This is a genomic window from Bordetella pertussis 18323 (assembly GCF_000306945.1).
In the GTDB taxonomy this organism is placed as follows: Bacteria; Pseudomonadota; Gammaproteobacteria; order Burkholderiales; family Burkholderiaceae_B; genus Bordetella; species Bordetella pertussis.
Map to the genome: position 1 here is coordinate 513,359 of NC_018518.1, position 18,267 is coordinate 531,625.

The 18,267-nt window shown below is 67.1% G+C and carries 14 protein-coding genes, 1 pseudogene and 1 riboswitch; of the genes and pseudogenes, 9 read left to right on the top strand and 6 right to left on the bottom strand.

The genetic code is table 11. From position 1 onward, the window contains the following. Positions 1 to 46: 46 nt before the first annotated feature. Genes BN118_RS02470 through BN118_RS02485 form a run of 4 tightly spaced genes read right to left on the bottom strand, consistent with a single transcriptional unit; the run spans position 47 to position 3,350 of the window. Positions 47 to 760: an ABC transporter ATP-binding protein gene (locus BN118_RS02470; protein ID WP_014905483.1), complete on the bottom strand. Its 714-nt coding sequence runs from the start codon at positions 758 to 760 to the stop codon at positions 47 to 49. Beyond that, a complete protein-coding gene (locus tag BN118_RS02475; RefSeq protein ID WP_014905484.1) occupies positions 753 to 1,517 on the bottom strand; it encodes an ABC transporter ATP-binding protein in 765 nt (254 codons plus the stop codon). Before BN118_RS02475 ends, BN118_RS02470 begins: the two co-directional genes overlap by 8 nt. 2 nt (positions 1,518 to 1,519) lie before the next feature. Further along, the gene (locus tag BN118_RS02480; RefSeq protein WP_014905485.1) at positions 1,520 to 2,449 is read right to left on the bottom strand and encodes a branched-chain amino acid ABC transporter permease; all 930 of its coding nucleotides are present in this window, start codon (positions 2,447 to 2,449) and stop codon (positions 1,520 to 1,522) included. Between the two features lie 28 nt (positions 2,450 to 2,477). Further along, the gene (locus tag BN118_RS02485; RefSeq protein ID WP_003817774.1) at positions 2,478 to 3,350 is read right to left on the bottom strand and encodes a branched-chain amino acid ABC transporter permease; all 873 of its coding nucleotides are present in this window, start codon (positions 3,348 to 3,350) and stop codon (positions 2,478 to 2,480) included. 127 nt (positions 3,351 to 3,477) lie between these two features. Here BN118_RS02485 and BN118_RS02490 point away from each other — a divergent pair, with 127 nt between their 5' ends. Both BN118_RS02490 and BN118_RS02495 read left to right on the top strand, forming a co-directional pair. Continuing rightward, positions 3,478 to 4,524 (top strand): LacI family DNA-binding transcriptional regulator, encoded by a 1,047-nt coding sequence (locus BN118_RS02490; protein ID WP_003815283.1) that lies wholly within the window; start codon positions 3,478 to 3,480, stop codon positions 4,522 to 4,524. A 98-nt stretch (positions 4,525 to 4,622) separates the two neighbouring features. Continuing rightward, positions 4,623 to 5,573: pseudogene (locus BN118_RS02495) on the top strand (IS481-like element IS481 family transposase). On the opposite strand, the gene metH reads toward BN118_RS02495, so the two are convergent. Further along, complete coding sequence (metH, locus tag BN118_RS02500) at positions 5,570 to 9,343, bottom strand: methionine synthase (RefSeq protein ID WP_014905486.1); 3,774 nt, start codon at positions 9,341 to 9,343, stop codon at positions 5,570 to 5,572. The pseudogene BN118_RS02495 and the gene metH overlap by 4 nt on opposite strands. A 105-nt stretch (positions 9,344 to 9,448) precedes the next feature. After that, a riboswitch (cobalamin riboswitch) is annotated at positions 9,449 to 9,607 on the top strand. A 72-nt stretch (positions 9,608 to 9,679) separates the two neighbouring features. Here metH and BN118_RS02505 point away from each other — a divergent pair. The 6 genes from BN118_RS02505 to BN118_RS02530 all read left to right on the top strand — a co-directional run bounded on the left by BN118_RS02505 (position 9,680) and on the right by BN118_RS02530 (position 16,288). Continuing rightward, positions 9,680 to 11,569, top strand: a complete 1,890-nt coding sequence (locus BN118_RS02505; protein WP_010931557.1) for a TonB-dependent receptor domain-containing protein — start codon at positions 9,680 to 9,682, stop codon at positions 11,567 to 11,569. Positions 11,570 to 11,580: 11 nt separating this feature from the next. Further along, entirely contained in the window at positions 11,581 to 12,474 is an 894-nt protein-coding gene (locus BN118_RS02510) for a cobalamin-binding protein (RefSeq protein WP_010931558.1), read from the top strand. A gap of 103 nt (positions 12,475 to 12,577) precedes the next feature. Then, the gene (locus tag BN118_RS02515; protein ID WP_010931559.1) at positions 12,578 to 13,375 is read left to right on the top strand and encodes a thiazole synthase; all 798 of its coding nucleotides are present in this window, start codon (positions 12,578 to 12,580) and stop codon (positions 13,373 to 13,375) included. Next, on the top strand, positions 13,372 to 14,223 hold the full coding sequence (thiD, locus tag BN118_RS02520) for a bifunctional hydroxymethylpyrimidine kinase/phosphomethylpyrimidine kinase (protein WP_010931560.1): 852 nt from the start codon (positions 13,372 to 13,374) through the stop codon (positions 14,221 to 14,223). The genes BN118_RS02515 and thiD overlap by 4 nt, the downstream gene beginning before the upstream one ends. Before the next feature lie 61 nt (positions 14,224 to 14,284). Then, on the top strand, positions 14,285 to 14,965 hold the full coding sequence (locus BN118_RS02525; protein ID WP_003817656.1) for a protein-L-isoaspartate O-methyltransferase family protein: 681 nt from the start codon (positions 14,285 to 14,287) through the stop codon (positions 14,963 to 14,965). A 3-nt stretch (positions 14,966 to 14,968) separates the two neighbouring features. Further along, complete coding sequence (locus BN118_RS02530; protein WP_014905487.1) at positions 14,969 to 16,288, top strand: TolC family outer membrane protein; 1,320 nt, start codon at positions 14,969 to 14,971, stop codon at positions 16,286 to 16,288. Between the two features lie 20 nt (positions 16,289 to 16,308). Here BN118_RS02530 and rfaE2 read toward each other — a convergent pair whose 3' ends face one another. After that, positions 16,309 to 16,797 carry a D-glycero-beta-D-manno-heptose 1-phosphate adenylyltransferase gene (rfaE2, locus tag BN118_RS02535; RefSeq protein WP_003815102.1) on the bottom strand — a complete coding sequence of 163 codons (489 nt, stop codon included), beginning with the start codon at positions 16,795 to 16,797 and terminating at the stop codon, positions 16,309 to 16,311. Between the two features lie 281 nt (positions 16,798 to 17,078). Here rfaE2 and BN118_RS02540 point away from each other — a divergent pair, with 281 nt between their 5' ends. Beyond that, positions 17,079 to 18,095: an IS110-like element IS1663 family transposase gene (locus tag BN118_RS02540; protein WP_010930525.1), complete on the top strand. Its 1,017-nt coding sequence runs from the start codon at positions 17,079 to 17,081 to the stop codon at positions 18,093 to 18,095. Positions 18,096 to 18,267 lie beyond the last annotated feature (172 nt).

Sequence of the window (18,267 nt, forward strand, 5' to 3'; positions counted from 1 at the left end):
CGGGAGGGGGGGATGCCGTGCATCGGCGAAAGTGGCGTGGCGCGTATCAGCCGTCCATGCCGAGATAGGTCTTGCGCACGAGGTCGCTGTGCAGCAGGGCTTGGGTATCGTCCGAGCCGACGATCTGGCCGGTCTCCAGCAGGTAGCCGCGCTGGGCCGTCTGCAGCGCCAGCGTGACGTTCTGCTCGACCAGCAGGATGGTGGCGCCGGCGGCGTGGATCTCGCGCAGCTTGTCCATCAGCTCGGCCACCACCAGCGGCGCCAGGCCCAGCGACGGTTCGTCCAGCAGCAGCAGCTTGGGGCGGCCCATCAGCGCCCGGCCGATCGCCACCATCTGCTGCTCGCCGCCGCTCATGGTGCCGGCCTTCTGCCGGTAGCGCTCCTTCAGGCGGGGGAACTGCGTCAGGATGCGTTCGATGTCCTGCTGGATTTCGTGGTGGGTGGAGCGGCGCGCCCGCGCGCCGATGACCAGGTTCTCGACCACCGTGAATTCGGGGAACACGCGCCGTCCCTCCGGGACGATGCTGATGCCCTTGCGGATGATGGCGTCGGGCGCCTGGCGGTCGATGCGCTCGCCCATGAACTCGATGGCGCCGCCGCGTACCGGCTGCAGGCCGAGAATGGACTTGAGCAGCGTGCTCTTGCCCGCGCCGTTGGCGCCCAGCAGGGTGACGAACTCGCCGGCGGCGACGTCCAGGCTGCACTGCTTGAGCGCCTGCACGCGGCCGTAATAGGTGTCGATGCGGTCGATCTTAAGCATGCTGCGCTCCCGCGTCCAGATAGGCTGCTATCACTTTTTCGTCGCGCTGCACCTCCTGCGGCGTGCCGTCGGCGATCTTGTGCCCGTATTCCAGCACCACGATGTGCTCGCACAGGCCCATGACCAGCTTGATGTCGTGTTCGATGAGCACGATGGTGTAGCCCAGCTCGTGCAGCTTGAGGATCAGCTTGCGAAGGGCGATGCGCTCCTGCAGGTTCAGGCCCGCGGCCGGTTCGTCCAGCAGCAGGATCCTGGGGTCGGTGGCCAGTGCGCGCGCGATGTCCAGCTGGCGCTGTTCGCCGTAGGGCAGGTTGGAGGCCAGTTCGTCGGCCTTGCCCGCCAGCCCGACGTACGACAGCAGCTCGATCGCCCGTTCGCGGGTGGCGCGGCGTTCGGCGCGCTCGCCCGGGGTGCGCAGGATGGAGGCCAGCACCCCGGCGCGGGTGCGGTCCTGGCGGCCGATCATCACGTTCTCGGCCAGCGTCAGGTCGGGGAACACCATGATGTTCTGGAACGTGCGCGCCACGCCCAGGCGGTTGATCTGGTGCAGCTTCAGGCGGCTGATTTCCTTGCCGTCGAAGCGGATCGAGCCCGCGGTCGGCGTGTAGATGCCGCTGACCACGTTGAACAGCGAGGTCTTGCCCGCGCCGTTGGGGCCGATCAGGCCATGGATGACATTGGCCTGCATGGTGAACGATACGTCGGAGAGCGCCTGGACGCCGCCGAACGAAAGGGTCACGTTGTTGACGGAAAGCATGCTTACCTCGCGCGCAGGGATTTGAGCTTGTTGGGCAGATCCACCAGTCCCTTGGGCAGGAACAGGATCACCAGCGCCAGCAGCAGGCCGTAGACCAGGATGTTGTATTGGCCGAATTCCTGGGCGCACTCCTCGATGATGGTCAGCGCGAAGGCGCCGATCACCGAGCCGTAGATGTTGCCGATGCCGCCCACGAAGGTCATGATCAGGAACAGCACGGAGACGTGGATGCCCAGCCTGTCCGGGTCGATGAAGCCGTCGTAGTGCACGAACAGGGTGCCGGCGAATGCCGCGAACAGGGTGCTGATGGTGAATGACAGCACCTTGTAGCGGAACACCGGGATGCCCAGCGACTGGGCGGCCAGTTCGTTGTTGGCGATGGCCTGCAGGGCGTCGCCGGTGCGCGAGTCGATGACCCGGCGCAGGATGACGAAGCCGGCGAACATGCACAGCAGCACGTAGTAGTAGTAGCCCAGGTCGCTGGTGAGCGACCAGCCGAAGAAATCCGGTGCGGGCACGGCCGTCAGCCCGGAAGGTCCGCCGGTGATCGTGCTGTTCTTGATGATGGCCTGCACGATGACCGCGACGGCGATGCTGGCCAGCGCCAGGTAGTGGCCGCTGGTGCGCAGCACCAGCATGCCGACCAGGCAGCCCAGCACGCCGACCGCGGCCGTGGCGACCGGCACCGATACCAGGTAGGGCACGCCGGCCTTGGCCATCATGCCCGACAGATAGGCGGCCAGACCGAAGAAGGCGGCGTGTCCCAGCGAGATCTGGCCGGTGTAGCCGGCGAACAGCGTCAGGCCCATGACCACGATGGCGTAGGTGGCTGCCCGCACGCCCAGGTGGGTGATGAACGGGTCGTTGAGCAGGGCCGGCAATGCGATGAGGACCAGCGCGCAAAGCGCGGTTCCATATTTGCGACGAAACATGATGCGGTGTCCTTCTGGCTTGGTCTGCTTAGACTTTCTTGATCTGCTTCTTGCCCAGGATGCCGTTGGGCTTGACCAGGATGATGAGCAGCAGGATCGAGAACGAGACCAGATCCTTGTAGGCGGAGTTGATCAACAGCGTGCCGAACTGCTCGATGACGCCCAGCATGATTCCGCCCAGCACCGCGCCCGAGAGCAGGCCCAGCCCGCCCAGCAGCGCGGCGGTGAAGCCCTTGAGCATGATCAGGTTGCCCATGTCGAACGACAGCACCGCGATCGGCGCGTAGACGATGCCGGCCGCAGCGCCCAGCGCCGAGCACAGCGCCACGGTGAAGTTGTTGATGCGTGAAACGTTGATGCCCATCATGCGCGCGGTGGTCTTGTCCTGCGCGACCGCCCGCACCGACAGGCCCAGCGGCGTGCGGGTGAACAGCAGGTACAGCAGCAGCATGATGAGCAGCGTCATGCCGATGACGATCAGGTACTGGTCGCTGATGCGCACCGAGCCGATCGAGGCCGCATGTTCGCTCAGCGGCGGAAAGCGGTACGCGGACGAGCCGAAGACCAGTTGCGCGGCGCTGCGCAGCAGGATGAACAGCGCCACGGTCATCATGAACAGCGAGAGCTGGTTGCTGTTTTCCAGCCGCCGCATGAAGATCCGTTCCAGGAACGAGCCGAACACCAGCGCCGAGGCGATGGCCAGCGGAAAGGCCAGCCACATCGACAGCCCCAGGTCCACGTGGAAGACGTAGCCCAGGAATGCCCCGACCATGAAGATTTCGCCTTGCGCGAAGTTGATGATGTCCATGCCCCGGAACACCAGCGTGATCGCCAGGGCGATCATGGCATAGGTGCTGCCCACGGACAGGCCGTAGATCAGTTGCTGCAGAAAATGGTCCATACGGATCTCTACCCAAACGTTTGGGTAGCAATTGTAGGGGCGTGCGCGGCCGCTGGCAATTTAGTATTTACCCGAACGTTTGGGTAAAACGGGAATGTTGCTATGATGCGCGCAAAAGGAAGGCCACATGAAAGGTAAGCAGTCTCCGGTCACTTTGCGCTCGCTGGCGCAGCAGCTGAAGGTGCACGTGTCGACCGTCTCGCGCGTGCTCAATGGCACCGACGACGACGCGCGCAACGCCGCCGCGCCCGAGACGGTCGAGCGCATCCGCGAACTGGCGCAGCAGCTCAATTACCGACCCAATCCGCACGCCATCGGCCTGCGCACCCAGAAAACGCGCACGGTCAGCGTACTGGTGCCGCAGCTGTCCGACCTGGTCGTGGCCACGATCTACGAGGGTATCGACGCGGCGGCCGCCGACTCGCGCTACCTGACGTTCGTGGCCAATACCGGCGACGCGCCGCCGCGCCAGCGGCAATTGGGCGAGATGGCGCTGGATCGCCGGGTCGAGGGGCTGATCTTCGCCGATGCGCGCCGCGACGATACCCGGTTCCTGGACGAAATCGCCCGGCGCGGCGTGCCCATGGTGCTGGTCAGCCGCCATCTCGGCACGCATTGCGCCGTGACCTGCGACGACGTGGCCGGCGGCCGCATGGCGGCCGAACATCTGCTGGCGCTGGGCCATCGCGACATCGCCGTGCTGGCCGGCGAGCAGTACGCCAGCACCGGCTGCGACCGCAGCGCGGGGTTCATTGCCTATTGCCGCGAGCAAGGGGTGGATATTCCGGCCAAATGGATACTGCATGGGCCGTTCGATACCCGCGCCGGCCGGCTGGCCGGCGAGAAACTGTTTCGCAGCGCCCGCAAGCCCTCGGCGGTGTTCGCGGTCAACGACTTCCTGGCCATCGGCCTGATGGGCGCGGTGCGCGATCGCGGCCTGCGCGCGGGGCACGATGTGGCCATCGTGGGCTTCAACGACACGCCGCTGGCCGCGGAACTACCGATCAGCCTGACTACGATCCGCTCGCCCATGCACGCCATGGGCTACCGCAGCATGGAGCTGCTGCTCGAGCGTATCAAGGGGGGGCGCCCGGCGTCCGAGCGGCTGGCGCCGCAGCTGATGGTGCGGGCCAGCACCTGTCCGCGCCCTGGCGAGCCCAGCGGGCTCGCCTAGCTGTGAAGATTCAATAGGTTGTATGCATGGTTCATCCGAACCGGATTTGAGAAACTGGAAATCGCCACCCCCCCAGTTCACTCAAGGAGCCCGGCCGGATGAACACCCATAAGCATGCCCGATTGACCTTCCTACGTCGACTCGAAATGGTCCAGCAATTGATCGCCCATCAAGTTTGTGTGCCTGAAGCGGCCCGCGCCTATGGGGTCACCGCGCCGACTGTGCGCAAATGGCTGGGCCGCTTCCTGGCTCAGGGCCAGGCGGGCTTGGCCGATGCGTCCTCGCGCCCGACGGTCTCGCCCCGAGCGATTGCGCCGGCCAAGGCGCTGGCTATCGTGGAGCTGCGCCGCAAGCGGCTGACCCAAGCGCGCATCGCCTAGGCGCTGGGCGTGTCAGCCAGCACCGTCAGCCGCGTCCTGGCCCGCGCCGGTCTGTCGCACCTGGCCGACCTGGAGCCGGCCGAGCCGGTGGTGCGCTACGAGCATCAGGCCCCCGGCGATCTGCTGCACATCGACATCAAGAAGCTGGGACGTATCCAGCGCCCTGGCCACCGGGTCACGGGCAACCGACGCGATACCGTTGAGGGGGCCGGCTGGGACTTCGTCTTCGTGGCCATCGATGACCACGCCCGCGTGGCCTTCACCGACATCCACCCCGACGAGCGCTTCCCCAGCGCCGTCCAGTTCCTCAAGGACGCAGTGGCCTACTACCAGCGCCTGGGCGTGACCATCCAGCGCTTGCTCACCGACAATGGCTCGGCCTTTCGCAGCCGCGCCTTCGCCGCGCTGTGCCATGAGCTGGGCATCAAGCACCGCTTTACCCGACCTTACCGCCCACAGACCAATGGCAAGGCCGAACGCTTCATCCAGTCGGCCTTGCGTGAGTGGGCTTACGCTCACACCTACCAGAACTCCCAACACCGAGCCGATGCCATGAAATCCTGGCTACACCACTACAACTGGCATCGACCCCACCAAGGCATCGGGTGCGCTGTACCCATCTCCAGACTCAACCTGGACGAATACAACCTATTGACAGTTCACAGCTAGCCCAGGTTCGGCGCCAGGGTGCGGCGCACGTCCTCTTCGGCGCGGCTGCTGCGCGCCACGTAGTCGGCCAGCTGGTCGGCGCCGATGTTGCCCACGTTGAAATACTGCGACTCGGGGTGGCTGAAATAGAACCCCGAGACGCTGGAGGCCGGGAACATGGCGTAGCTGTCGGTCAGCTCCATTCCGACGTCGGCGGCGTCCAGCACGCGGAACAGGTCCGTCTTGACCACGTGCTCCGGGCAGGCCGGATAGCCGGGCGCCGGCCGGATGCCGCTGTACTTCTCGGCGATCAGCTCATCGTTGGACAGCGCCTCGTCCGCCGCGTAGCCCCACAGGTCGCGGCGCACGCGCGCGTGCATGCATTCGGCGAACGCCTCGGCCAGCCGGTCGGCCAGCGACTTCAGCATGATGCTGGAGTAGTCGTCCAGCGCCGCCTGGAACTCGGCCTCTTTCTTCTCGATGCCCAGGCCCGCGGTCACGGCGAACATGCCGATGTAGTCGAGCAGGCCGCTGTCGCGCGGCGCGATGTAGTCGGCCAGGCACTTGTTGCTGACGCCTTCGCGCTTGACGCCCTGCTGGCGCAGGTTGCGGTAGGTGAACAGCATCTCGCTGCGCGTCTCGTCCGCGTAGACCTCGATGTCTTCGTCATTGACGCGGTTGGCCGGATAGAAGCCGACCACGCCGCTGGCGGTCAGCCAGCGCCCGTCGATGATGCGCTTGAGCATGGCCTGGCCTTCCTCGTAGACCTTGCGCGCCTGCTCGCCCACCACCTTGTCGTCCAGGATGGCGGGGAACGGGCCGAACAGGCTCCACGTCTGGAAGAACGGCCCCCAGTCGATATAGCGCGCGATCTCGGCCAGGTCGTAGCTCTTGAAGGCGCGCCGGCCCAGGAACTTGGGGCGCGGCGGCTGGTAGCCGGACCAGTCGATCTGCGGGCGCGCCGCGCGCGCCTCGGCCAGCGACACCAGCGGCACCGCCTTGCGGTTGGCATGGCAGCGGCGCACATCCTCGTACTCCTGCGCCAGCTCCGCCAAATAGGCCGGGGCCTGGTCGGACATGAGGCTGGTCGCCACGCCGACCGAACGGCTGGCATCGGGCACGTAGATCACCGGACCGTCGTAGTTGGGCGCGATCTTGACCGCCGTATGGACCCGGCTGGTGGTCGCCCCGCCTATCATCAGCGGCATGGCGCGCTCGCGGAAATAGGGGTCGCGCTGCATTTCTGAAGCCACGTAGGCCATCTCTTCGAGGCTGGGCGTGATCAGGCCGGACAGGCCGATCATGTCGGCGTTCTCGTCCTTGGCCTTCTGCAGGATCTGGGCGCACGGCACCATCACGCCCATGTTCACGACTTCGAAGTTATTGCACTGCAAGACCACCGACACGATGTTCTTGCCGATGTCGTGCACGTCGCCCTTGACGGTGGCGATCACGATCTTGCCCTTGGCGCGCACATCGCCGCCCGCGGCCGCGATCTGGCGCTTTTCCTCCTCGATGAAGGGAATCAGGTGCGCCACCGCCTGCTTCATCACGCGCGCCGACTTCACCACTTGCGGCAGGAACATCTTGCCCGCGCCGAACAGGTCGCCGACCACGTTCATGCCGTCCATCAGCGGACCTTCGATCACTTCGATGGTGCGCCCGCCGCGCGCGGCGACCTGCTGGCGCACTTCCTCGGTGTCCTCGACGATGAAGGTGGTGATGCCGTGCACCAGGGCATGCGCCAGGCGCTGCTCGACCGAGCCGGTGCGCCAGGTCAGGTCTTCTTCCTTCTTCGCGCCCGAGCCCTTGACGGTCTCGGCAAACTGCACCAGCCGTTCGGTGGGCGAGCGCTCGTCGGCCGAGTCGCTGCGGCCCACCGGCTCGGGGCGGTCCAGGATGACGTCCTCGACCAGGTCGCGCAGGTGCGGCGCCAGGTCGGCATATACGCCCAGCTGGCCCGCGTTGACGATGCCCATCGTCAGGCCGGCCTCGATGGCGTAGTACAGGAAGACGGTATGGATCGCCTCGCGCATCGGCTCGTTGCCGCGGAACGAGAAGCTGACGTTCGAGATGCCGCCCGAAATGCGGGCATGCGGCAGGTTCGCGCGGATCCAGCGCGCGCCTTCGATGAAATCGACGGCGTAGTGATTGTGTTCGTCGATGCCGGTGGCCACCGCGAACACGTTGGGATCGAAGATGATGTCCTCGGGCGGGAAGCCCTCTTCCTCGACCAGGATACGGTAGGCGCGGCCGCAGATTTCCTTGCGGCGCTCCAGCGAGTCGGCCTGCCCCTGTTCGTCGAAGGCCATGACCACCATGGCCGCGCCGTAGCGGCGGCACAGGCGCGCATGATGGCGGAACGGCTCCTCGCCTTCCTTCATGGAGATCGAGTTGACCACGGCCTTGCCCTGCACGCACTTCAGGCCGGTCTCGATCACTTCCCACTTGGAACTGTCGATCATCACCGGCACCCGCGCGATGTCGGGCTCGGACGCGATCAGGTTGAGGAAGCGGTGCATACAGGCCACCGAGTCCAGCATCGCCTCGTCCATGTTGACGTCGATGATCTGGGCCCCGTTCTCGACCTGCTGGCGCGCCACGGCCAGCGCCTCGTCGTATTTCTCCTCGCGGACCAGGCGGGCGAACATCTTGCTGCCCGTCACGTTGGTGCGCTCGCCCACGTTGACGAACAGAGTCTCGTCGTCGATGTTGAGCGCCTCCAGGCCCGACAGGCGGGTCTTGACCGGCACCTCGGGCACCGCGCGCGGCGTCAGCGCGGCCACCTTGCCGGCGATGGCGCGGATGTGCTCGGGCGTGGTGCCGCAACAGCCGCCGGCCATGTTGACCAGCCCGGCCTGGGCGAACTCTTCCAGCAGGGCCGAGGTATCGGCCGGCGTTTCGTCAAAGCCCGTCTCGGCCATGGGATTGGGCAGGCCGGCGTTGGGATAGACGCACACATAGGTGTCGCAGATCTTGGACAGCTCGGCCACATACGGACGCATCAGCGCCGCGCCCAGCGCGCAGTTCAGGCCGATGGTGACCGGCCGCGCATGGCGCACCGAGTTCCAGAACGCCTCGACGGTCTGGCCGGACAGGATGCGGCCCGACGCATCGGTCACGGTGCCCGAAATCATCACCGGCAGGCGCACGCCGCGCGCCTCGAACGCTTCCTCGACGGCGAAGATGGCCGCCTTGGCGTTGAGCGTATCGAAGATGGTTTCGATCAGGACGATGTCGATGCCGCCGTCGAGCAGGCCATTGAGCTGCTCGACATAGGCCGCGCGCAGCTCGTCGAAGGTGACGTTGCGCGCCCCCGGGTCGTTGACGTCGGGCGAGATGGACGCGGTCTTGGGCTGCGGCCCCAGCGCCCCGGCCACGAAGCGCGGATGCTCGGGCGTGCTGTAGGCGTCGCAGGCGGCGCGCGCCAGGCGGGCCGACTCCAGGTTCATCTCGTAGGCCAGCTCCGGCAGGTCGTAATCGCCCTGGGCGATCGACGTGGCGCCGAAGGTGTTGGTCTCGATCACGTCGGCGCCGGCCTCGAGGTACTGCCGGTGGATTTCCGCGATCACGTCCGGGCGCACCAGCGACAGCAGTTCGTTGTCGCCCTTGAGATCCTTGTGGTGCTCGGCGAAGCGCTCGCCACGGAAATCGGCCTCGCCCAGCTTGTAGCGCTGGATCATCGTGCCCATGGCACCATCCAGGATCAGGATGCGCTTGTCCAGTTGGCGGACGAACTCGCCGCCATGCGTGTAGGCGGACAGCGGGAAGGGGATACGGGGATAAGGCACGGTTTGTCCTGAGATGGGCGCGCGGTGTGGCAAAAAGGCAAGAAACGACCCAAAAATCAAGCTGACATGGTAACAAAATGGGCATTTCCCTGCCCCGCGGTGATACAGTTCTGGCCCCGAACCGGTGCTTTCGGCAAGTACGCTTGCGCGGAAGGTAAACGGGAAACAGGAAGGCCCTGCCCAGCCTGTGCTGCCCCCGCAACGGTCCCCATGGCGCGCGACGCGCCGTGGCAGCCCGATACCGGCCGGTTCGACAGCGAGGATGCGCCGCCCGCGGCCATGCTCATTTTCGTGAACGACGTGCGGGGTCGCGCGTCACACTGAGAACCATCCGTTATGAAATCCCGCTCACTCCGGCGCTGCGCCGGTGTCCTGGCCTGTGTCGCTCCGTTGGCCGGCCACGCCCAGGCCGGCGCCGCCGCCGGCCAACCCATCCCCGAACTCGATCCGGTCGTCGTCACCGCCGCGCGATCGCCCCAGCTGCTCAAGAATGTGCTGGCCGACGCCAGCGTGATCGAGCGCGATACGCTGGCGCGCGCCGGCCAGTCCAGCCTGGCCGAAGTGCTGGCGCAGCAGCACGGCATCGAATTCGCCGACAGCGGCGGCCCGCAAAGCGTCACCAGCCTGTTCATGCGCGGCGCCAACAGCAACCAGACCCTGGTCCTGCTCAACGGCCAGCGCATCAACAACGCCAACGGCGGCGGCATTGCGCTCAACGCGCTGCCGCCGGAAGCCATCGAACGCATCGAGATCATGCGTGGCGCGGCCAGCAGCCTGTACGGGGCCGACGCGATCGGCGGCGTGATCAACATCATTACCCGCGAGCCGGGCGACAAGGCGCTGTCGGCCTATGCCAACGCCGGTTACGGCACCTACGGCACCAGCCGCTACGACGCCGGCGTCTCGGGCGCGGCCGACGGCTTCAGCTACAGCCTGTCCACCGGCTATGGCCAGAGCCATGGCTTCAACGCCACCAACCGCCGCTCGTTCTCGTACAACCCGGACAAGGACAGCTACTACCAGAACTACGCCACCGGCACGCTGGGCTACGAATGGCGGCCCGAGCAGAAAGTGGTGGCGCAGGTCTACCGCAGCCGCATCAACGGCGGCTACGACGCCTCGGCCTCGTACGACTACAACGACCGCTACATCCAGGACCTGCAGGCCTATTCGCTGGCCAGCGAAAACCGCCTGACCCGCTACTGGAAGAGCACGCTGCGCGCCGGCTATGTGGAAGACAAGAACGATTCGCGCGCCGAAGGCATGTTCGAAGACAACAACACGCGCTTCCGGACCCGCCAGATGCAGTACCTGTGGCAGAACGACTTCACCCTGGCCGCCGGCCAGACGCTGACGCTGGCCTACGAGCACCTGGACCAGCGCGCCGACGGCCAGATGAGCACCGCCACCGGCATCGGCAACTACACCGAGACGCGCCGCCACGTGAACTCGTACACCGGCGTCTACCTGGGCGATTTCGGCCGCCACCATGTGCAGGCCAGCCTGCGCAACGACAACAACTCGCAGTTCGGCAGCCACACCACCGGCGGCCTGGCCTACGGGTTCGACCTGACGCCCAACCTGCGCGCCACCGTGGCCGCCAACACGGGCTTTCGGGCGCCGTCGTTCAACGATCTGTACACGCCGACCAGCGCGTTCGGCTATCGCGGCAACCCCGACCTCAAGCCGGAAGAGTCGCGCAACGCCGAGATCGGCCTGAAATACCAGGACGAGGACAGCGAACTGGGCGTGGTGTATTACCAGACCCGCATCAAGAACCTGATCCAGGTGACCGAGGACTTCAGCACGGTCGAGAACGTCGGGCGCGCCCGCCTGCAAGGCTTCACCATCAGCGGCGCGCACCGCTTCGGCAACACGCGCCTGCGCGCCAGCCTGGACCTGAGCAACCCGCGCAACGAAGACACCGGCAAGCAATTGCTGCGCCGCGCCCGCACGGTGCTGCGCGCCGGCATCGACCATCGCTTCGACCGCCTGCTGGTGGGCGCCGAGTGGTACGCCTCGGACGAGCGCTACGACTACGGCTTCCCCGAGGAAAAGCGCCTGGGCGGCTACGGCCTGGTCAACCTGACCGCGGCCTACGACCTGAGCCGCAACATGCAGGTGCAGGTGCGCTGGAACAACGTGCTCGGCCAGCGCTACACCTTGGCCGACGGCTACAACACGGCCGGCTCGAACGCCTTCGTCAACCCGTCGTGGCGCATGTAGGCAGGCCCGCCATGTCCGCCGCCCGCCTCGCCCTGCGCCTGATCGCTCTGACCGTGGCCGCGCTGGCCGCGTCGGGCGCGGCCGGCGCGGCGCCCGTGCGGGTGGTCGACGACCAGCGGCGCACTGTCGAGCTGGCCCAGCCGGCGCGCCGCGCCATCGCGCTGGCGCCGCACGCCGCGGAACTGGTCTACGCGGCCGGCGCCGGCGACCGGCTGGTCGGCGCGGTGCGCGGCACCGACTACCCGCCCGCGGCGCGCCAGTTGCCCAGCGTAGGCGACGCCATGCAGCCCGACCCCGAACGCATCGCCGTCCTGCGCCCCGACCTGCTGATCGGCTGGCAACCCGCCGCCGGCGCGCCGCTGGCCCCGATCGCGGCCCGGCTGGGCGCGGCGCTGTACTACAGCGACCCGCGCACCCTGGCCGATATCCCGGCCGCCATCGAGCAACTGGGACGCCTGTTCGGCACCGAAGCGCAGGCCGACGCCGGCGCGGCCGCCCTGCGCGCGCGCCTGGCGGCCCTGGCCGCGCGCTATGCCGGCAAGGCGCCGGTGCGGGTATTCGTGCAGGCGGGCACCGATCCGCTGTTCACGCTCAACGACCACAGCATCGTCGGCGACGTGCTGCGCCTGTGCGGCGGGGTGAACGTCTACGGCCAGGCCCCCATCCTGGCGCCCCAGGTCACCCTGGAAGGCGTGCTGGCCGCGCGCCCGGACGCCATCGTGGCCGGCGTGACCGGGACCGCCGACGCGGCCGCCACCCTGCGGGCCTGGCAGACCGCCGGCGTGCCGGCCGCCCTGCGCGGCCATGTCTATGGCATCGACGCCGACAGCCTGTACCGCCCCACCGGCCGCCTGATCGACGCCGCCGAGCAGCTGTGCGCGCGCCTGGACGAGGCGCGCGGCTGAGCCCGCGCCGCCGGCCAGCCCCGGCGTGCTTTATCATTGGCCCTACCGCCGCAAACACTCTTGCGCACGCGCGCCTGCGCGTTGCGCCTACCGAAGCATCGCCATGACCACTGAAGATACCCTCACCATCGCCGGCCGCAGCTACCAATCGCGCCTGCTGGTCGGCACCGGCAAATACCAGGATTTCGCGCAGACGCGCGCCGCGCTGGACGCCAGCGGCACCCAGATCGTCACCGTCGCCATCCGCCGCACCAATATCGGCCAGAACCCGGATGAGCCGAGCCTGCTCGACTTCGTGCCGCCGTCGCAGTTCACGCTGCTGCCCAACACCGCCGGCTGCTACAGCGCCGACGATGCGGTGCGCACGCTGCGCCTGGCGCGCGAACTGCTCGACGGCCATGACCTGGTCAAGCTGGAGGTGCTGGGCGACCCGCAGAACCTGTTTCCCAACATGCCGGAAACCCTGAAAGCCACCAAGACGCTGGTCGACGAAGGCTTCAAGGTCATGGTGTATTGCACCGACGACCCGATCCAGTGCCGCATGTTGGAAGACCTGGGCGCGGTCGCGGTGATGCCGCTGGCCTCGCTGATCGGCTCGGGCATGGGCATCCTGAACCCCTGGAACCTACGCCTGATCATCGATCAGAGCAGCGTGCCGGTGCTGGTCGACGCCGGCGTGGGCACCGCCTCGGACGCCGCCATCGCCATGGAGCTGGGCTGCGACGGCGTGCTCATGAACACCGCCATCGCCGGCGCGCGCGATCCGATCCTGATGGCCAGCGCGATGCGCAAGGCGGTCGAGGGCGGCCGCGAGGCCTACCTGGCCGGCCGCGTGCCGCGCAAGCTGTACAGCGCGGCCCCCAGCTCGCCCACCGAAGGCCTGATCGCCGCAGCCAAATGAACCACCCTGCCTCTTCGGCGACGCCCCGTGGCGAGCGCCGGATCCCCAACGCGCTGAGCATCGCCGGCGTCGATCCGTCCGGCGGCGCCGGCGTGCTGGCCGACGTCAAGGCCATGAGCGCCCTGAGCGCCTACGGCTGCGCGGTCATCGCAGCCATGACCGCGCAGAACACCCAGGGCGTGATCGGCATCTCGCCGGTGCCGGCCGAGTTCGTCGGCCTGCAGATCGACACGCTGTTCGCCGATGTGCCCATCGACGCCGTCAAGCTGGGCATGCTGGGCCAGGAAGCCGTCACCCTGGTGGTGGCCGAAAAGCTGGCTCGCTGGCAGCCGGGGCACATCGTGCTCGACCCGGTCATGGTGGCCAAGAGCGGCGACCTGCTGCTGGAGCGCCGCGCCGTAGGCGCGCTGCGCGAGACGCTGCTGCCGCTGGCCACGCTGCTCACGCCCAACCTGCCCGAGGCCGGCGTGCTGCTGGACGAACGGCCGGTCGAGACCCTGAAGGAAATGCGCCGCGTCGCCGAACGGCTGCGCAACCGCATGACCCACGCAGGCCAGCGCTGGGTCATGGTCAAGGGCGGCCACCTGCCCGGCAACGAAACCATAGACCTGCTGCACGACGGCGACCGCATGATCGAACTGCCGGGCCATCGCATCGAAACGCCCAATACGCACGGCACAGGCTGCACCCTGTCGGCCGCCCTGGCGGCCCTGCTGCCGCAGTGCCCGGACGTGCCCGAGGCTGCCCGCCGGGCCAAGGCCTACCTGACCGAAGCCATCCGGCAGGCCGACCGCCTGCAGGTCGGCAGCGGCCACGGGCCGGTGCACCATTTCCATGCTTGGTGGTAGTGCCGTCCGAATCGGTACAATGGCCTGTTGACTCCTCTATATTGGTTTCCGATTTTCCGTCATGAATGCTTCGACCCTGCCCGACGTAGAACAAGCCCGATTCAACATGGTGGAACAGCAAATCCGCCCCTGGGACGTGCTGGACCCCAAGGTGCTGGACGCCCTGTTCGCCGTACGCCGGGAATTGTTCGTGCCGCCGGCGCTACGCGCCCTGGCCTTCTCCGACCTCGAAATCCCGCTTGAAATCAACGCGGTCAACACGCGCCAGAACATGCTGGCCCCCAAGATCGAGGCGCGCCTGGCCCAGGAACTGCTGCTGCAGCCGACCGACTGTGTGCTGGAGATCGGCACCGGCTCGGGCTACCAGGCCGCCCTGCTGGCCTACCTGGCGCAACAGGTGACCACGGTCGAAATCGACAGCCGCCTGGCCACCTTCGCCCAGCAGAACCTGCAGGTGAACAATGTGGCCGACGTCAAGGTCGAAACGGGCGACGGCCGCAATGGCTGGGGCTCGACCGAATACGACGCGATCCTGGTCACCGGTTCGGTGCCGGTGGTGCCCGACGCGCTGAAATACCAGTTGCGCGTGGGCGGCCGGCTGGTCGTCATCGTCGGACAGGCGCCCATCATGACCGCCTACCGCATCACGCGCACCACGGCCGCCAGCTTCGAGACCGTCTCGCTGTTCGAGACCGTCATCAAGCCGCTGCGCGGCACCACCGTATCCCAGTTCAAATTCTGAACCATGCGTATCGGGCGGGTTGCGGCGTTGCTTACCTTGGCCTGCGCCGCGAACGCCAGCGCGCAGGACCTGATGCAGGCCTGGCGGGCCGGCCTGTCCAACGATCCGCAATTCGCCGCGGCGCGCGCCGCCTACCGGGCGGGCCAGGAAAAACTGCCGCAAGCCCGCGCCGGGCTGCTGCCGGCCCTGTCGGGCGAAGCCGGCGGCCTGTATAACGAAAGCCGCACCACCCACGGCCTGGGCGTCTCGCACAGCGGCGGACGCGGCACCTGGGACCTGGTCCTGACCCAGCCACTGTTCGACTGGTCGCGCTGGCAGCGCTTCGAGCAATCCAAGCTGGTCGTGGCCGACGTCGAAGTGCAGTTGCAGCAGGCCTTCCAGGACCTGATGCTGCGCGTGGCCAATGCCTATTTCGGCATCCTCACCGCCCAGGACGCGCTGGCGGCCACCGAGGCCGAGAAAGCCGCCGTCGCCGAACAGCTGGCCGCCGCCAAGCGCACGTTCGAACTGGGCAACGCGACCATCACCAACACCTACGAAGCCCAGGCGCGCTACGACCTGGTCGTGGCCGAGGAGCTGCGGCAACAGAACGACCTGCAGACCCAGCGCGACGCGCTGTCGCGCATCATGGGCGAGGCGCCCGGCGCGCTGGCCGAACTGCCGCCCGGCATACCGCTGCCGGCGCCGCAGCCAGCGCGCCTGAACGACTGGTCCACCCAGGCCGAGGCCTCGGGGCTGGACGTGCTGCGCGCGCAGCTGCAAACCCGCATCGCCAGCCACGAGATCCAGATCGCCCGCAGCGGCCACATGCCCACCCTCAACCTGCGCGCCAGCAGCGGCAGCGCGACCGACGGCGTATTGCAGGGCACCGGGCCGGGCCGCCCGATCGAGAACACCGTCGGCGTGACATTGTCCATCCCGCTGTATGCCGGCGGCGGCATCTCCTCCCAGGTAACAGAAAAAGTCCAACTGGAACAAAAGGCCCGCCACGACTTCGAGGACGCGCGGCGCCAGGCCGTGCAATCGGCGCGCCTGTACTACAACGGTGTCCTGACCGGATTGGCGCGCGTGCGCGCGCTGGAGGCGGGCGAGAAATCCAGCCGGGCCGCCGTCCAGGCCAACCAGACCGGCTACGAGCTGGGGGTGCGCATCAACCTGGACGTGCTCAACGCACAGCAGCAGCTGTACGCCACCCAGCGCGACCTGGCGCAGGCGCGCTACGGCGCCCTGCTCGACAGCCTGCGCCTGAAAGCGGTAAGCGGCATCCTCTCCGAGGCCGACCTGGACGCGGTCAATCGCCTGCTGCGGCTGCCGCGCAACTGAACCGGCGCGCCCGCAGGCGCTCAGCCCTGGCGGATCTTGCCCAGCAGCGCGGTGGTGGAGCGCTCGAAATCGAACGGAATCGCCACCGCGCGGCCGCCCCAGCTCTTGACCAGGGCCGTCTCCGGCAGGGTGTCCATATCGTAGTCGCCGCCCTTGACGATCAGGTCGGGACGCAGCTCGCCGATGAGTTCCTGCGGCGTGTCCTCGTGAAAAGAAGTCACCGCGTCGACGCAGCCCAGGGCCGCCAGCAGCGCGGCGCGGTCTTGCACCTGATTGAGCGGCCTGTCGCTGCCCTTGCCCAGGCGCCGCACGGACTCATCCGTATTGACCGCCACCACCAGGGTCGCGCCCAGCTGGGCGGCCTGGTCCAGATAAGTGACGTGGCCACGGTGCAGGATATCGAACACGCCATTGGTGAACACCAGCGGACGCGGCAGACGGCCAGCGGCCACCGCGGCAACCAGCTCGGCGCGCGACAGGATCTTGGATTCGAAACGGGCAGAAGACATAAACCGATTTTACGGGAGCCTGTCCCCGGATGGGGACTGGCACCGGCAAACTTCCGTGCCTGCCGTGCAGAGGGACTGGCTCCGGCAAACTCCTCCGGTGCCTTGTATCTTTCCTCCGGTGGTGATTAGCTATCACCACCGCGCGCCGATGACCGCGAGTTGGTGCCCAAAGCGAGGACTTTGTGGGACAGATAGCGGCTCGGCAGCGCACTGCTGGGCCGGCGAGACACTGGACGGTATCGTAGGGCGAGGACCCTGTATGTACAAGGCAAGTGGGCGCAGTGGCTGACAGCAGTTTGTTATCTGCAGGAGGCCAAGTCCATGTTTTCATAGGTATTGATGTATCAAAGGCCAAGCTGGATTGCACGTTGCTGACGGCTGAGGCTGACAAGCGTAAGACCAAGGTGGTGGTCAACACCGCCGCGGGCGTACAAGCCCTGCTGGCGTGGTGCGCCAAACACGGCGCACAGCCGGCGCAGTTGCACGCCATCCTGGAGCCTACGGGTCTGTATCACGAGCAAGCGGCCACGGCGCTGCCCCAGGTCCGGGTCTCTTTGGTCAATCCCGCCCAGGCCCGGGACTTTGCCAAGGCCTTGGCGCTGCGCTCCAAAAATGATGCGCTCGACAGCTACGTGCTGGCTCGCTATGGACAGACGCTGAGCCCGGCGCTGTGGCACCCGGCGCCCTTGCATGCGCGTCAACTGCGCGCCTTGTTGACGCGACGCGAGGCGCTGAGCAAGGATCTGTTGCGTGAGCTCAATCGCAAAGAGAAGAGCCAGTTCAGCCCCTCGGCGCCCTTGGTCGATGGTTCCATCGACAAGGCCATCGCGTTCTTGCGCGAACAGATCAAACAAATCGAGCGGGCGATCGATCAGCACATCGACAACCACCCCGACCTCAAGCAAGACTGCGAGCTGCTGAACTCCATCCCCGCCATCGGGCCTCAGGCCGGCAACGCCATCCTGGCCGTCATGCACAATCGGCATATCGACTCCGCCCAGAGCCTGGCCGCCTATCTCGGGGTGGTCCCTGTGCAGCGCCAATCCGGCAGCAGTCTGAACAGCTGCGCACGCCTGTCCAAAGCCGGCCCCTCCCAGGTGCGCGCCACGTTATACATGGCGGCCCTGGTTGGGACCCGCCACAACCCCCACATCCGCGCCCTTTACCAGCGCCTGCTCAAAGCAGGAAAAAGCAAAAAGGCCGCGCTGGGCGCGGCCATGAGAAAACTGGTGCATCTGTGCTTCGGGGTCCTCAAAAACCGCATCCCCTACCAGCCCAATTACGCCATGAACGGTTGACTGCCAAGACGGTATCTGTCCCCACGGGGACAGGCACCGGACCCCTGCGGAGACAGGCGCCCTGCGACCCGGGCGCGCCCGCGCATCTGTAACAGGGACGCCCCGGATAATTCAGCTTGCGGTCAGGGCCGTAAAACTCTGTATATTCCCAGGGTTCGCCCCGAATCCATGC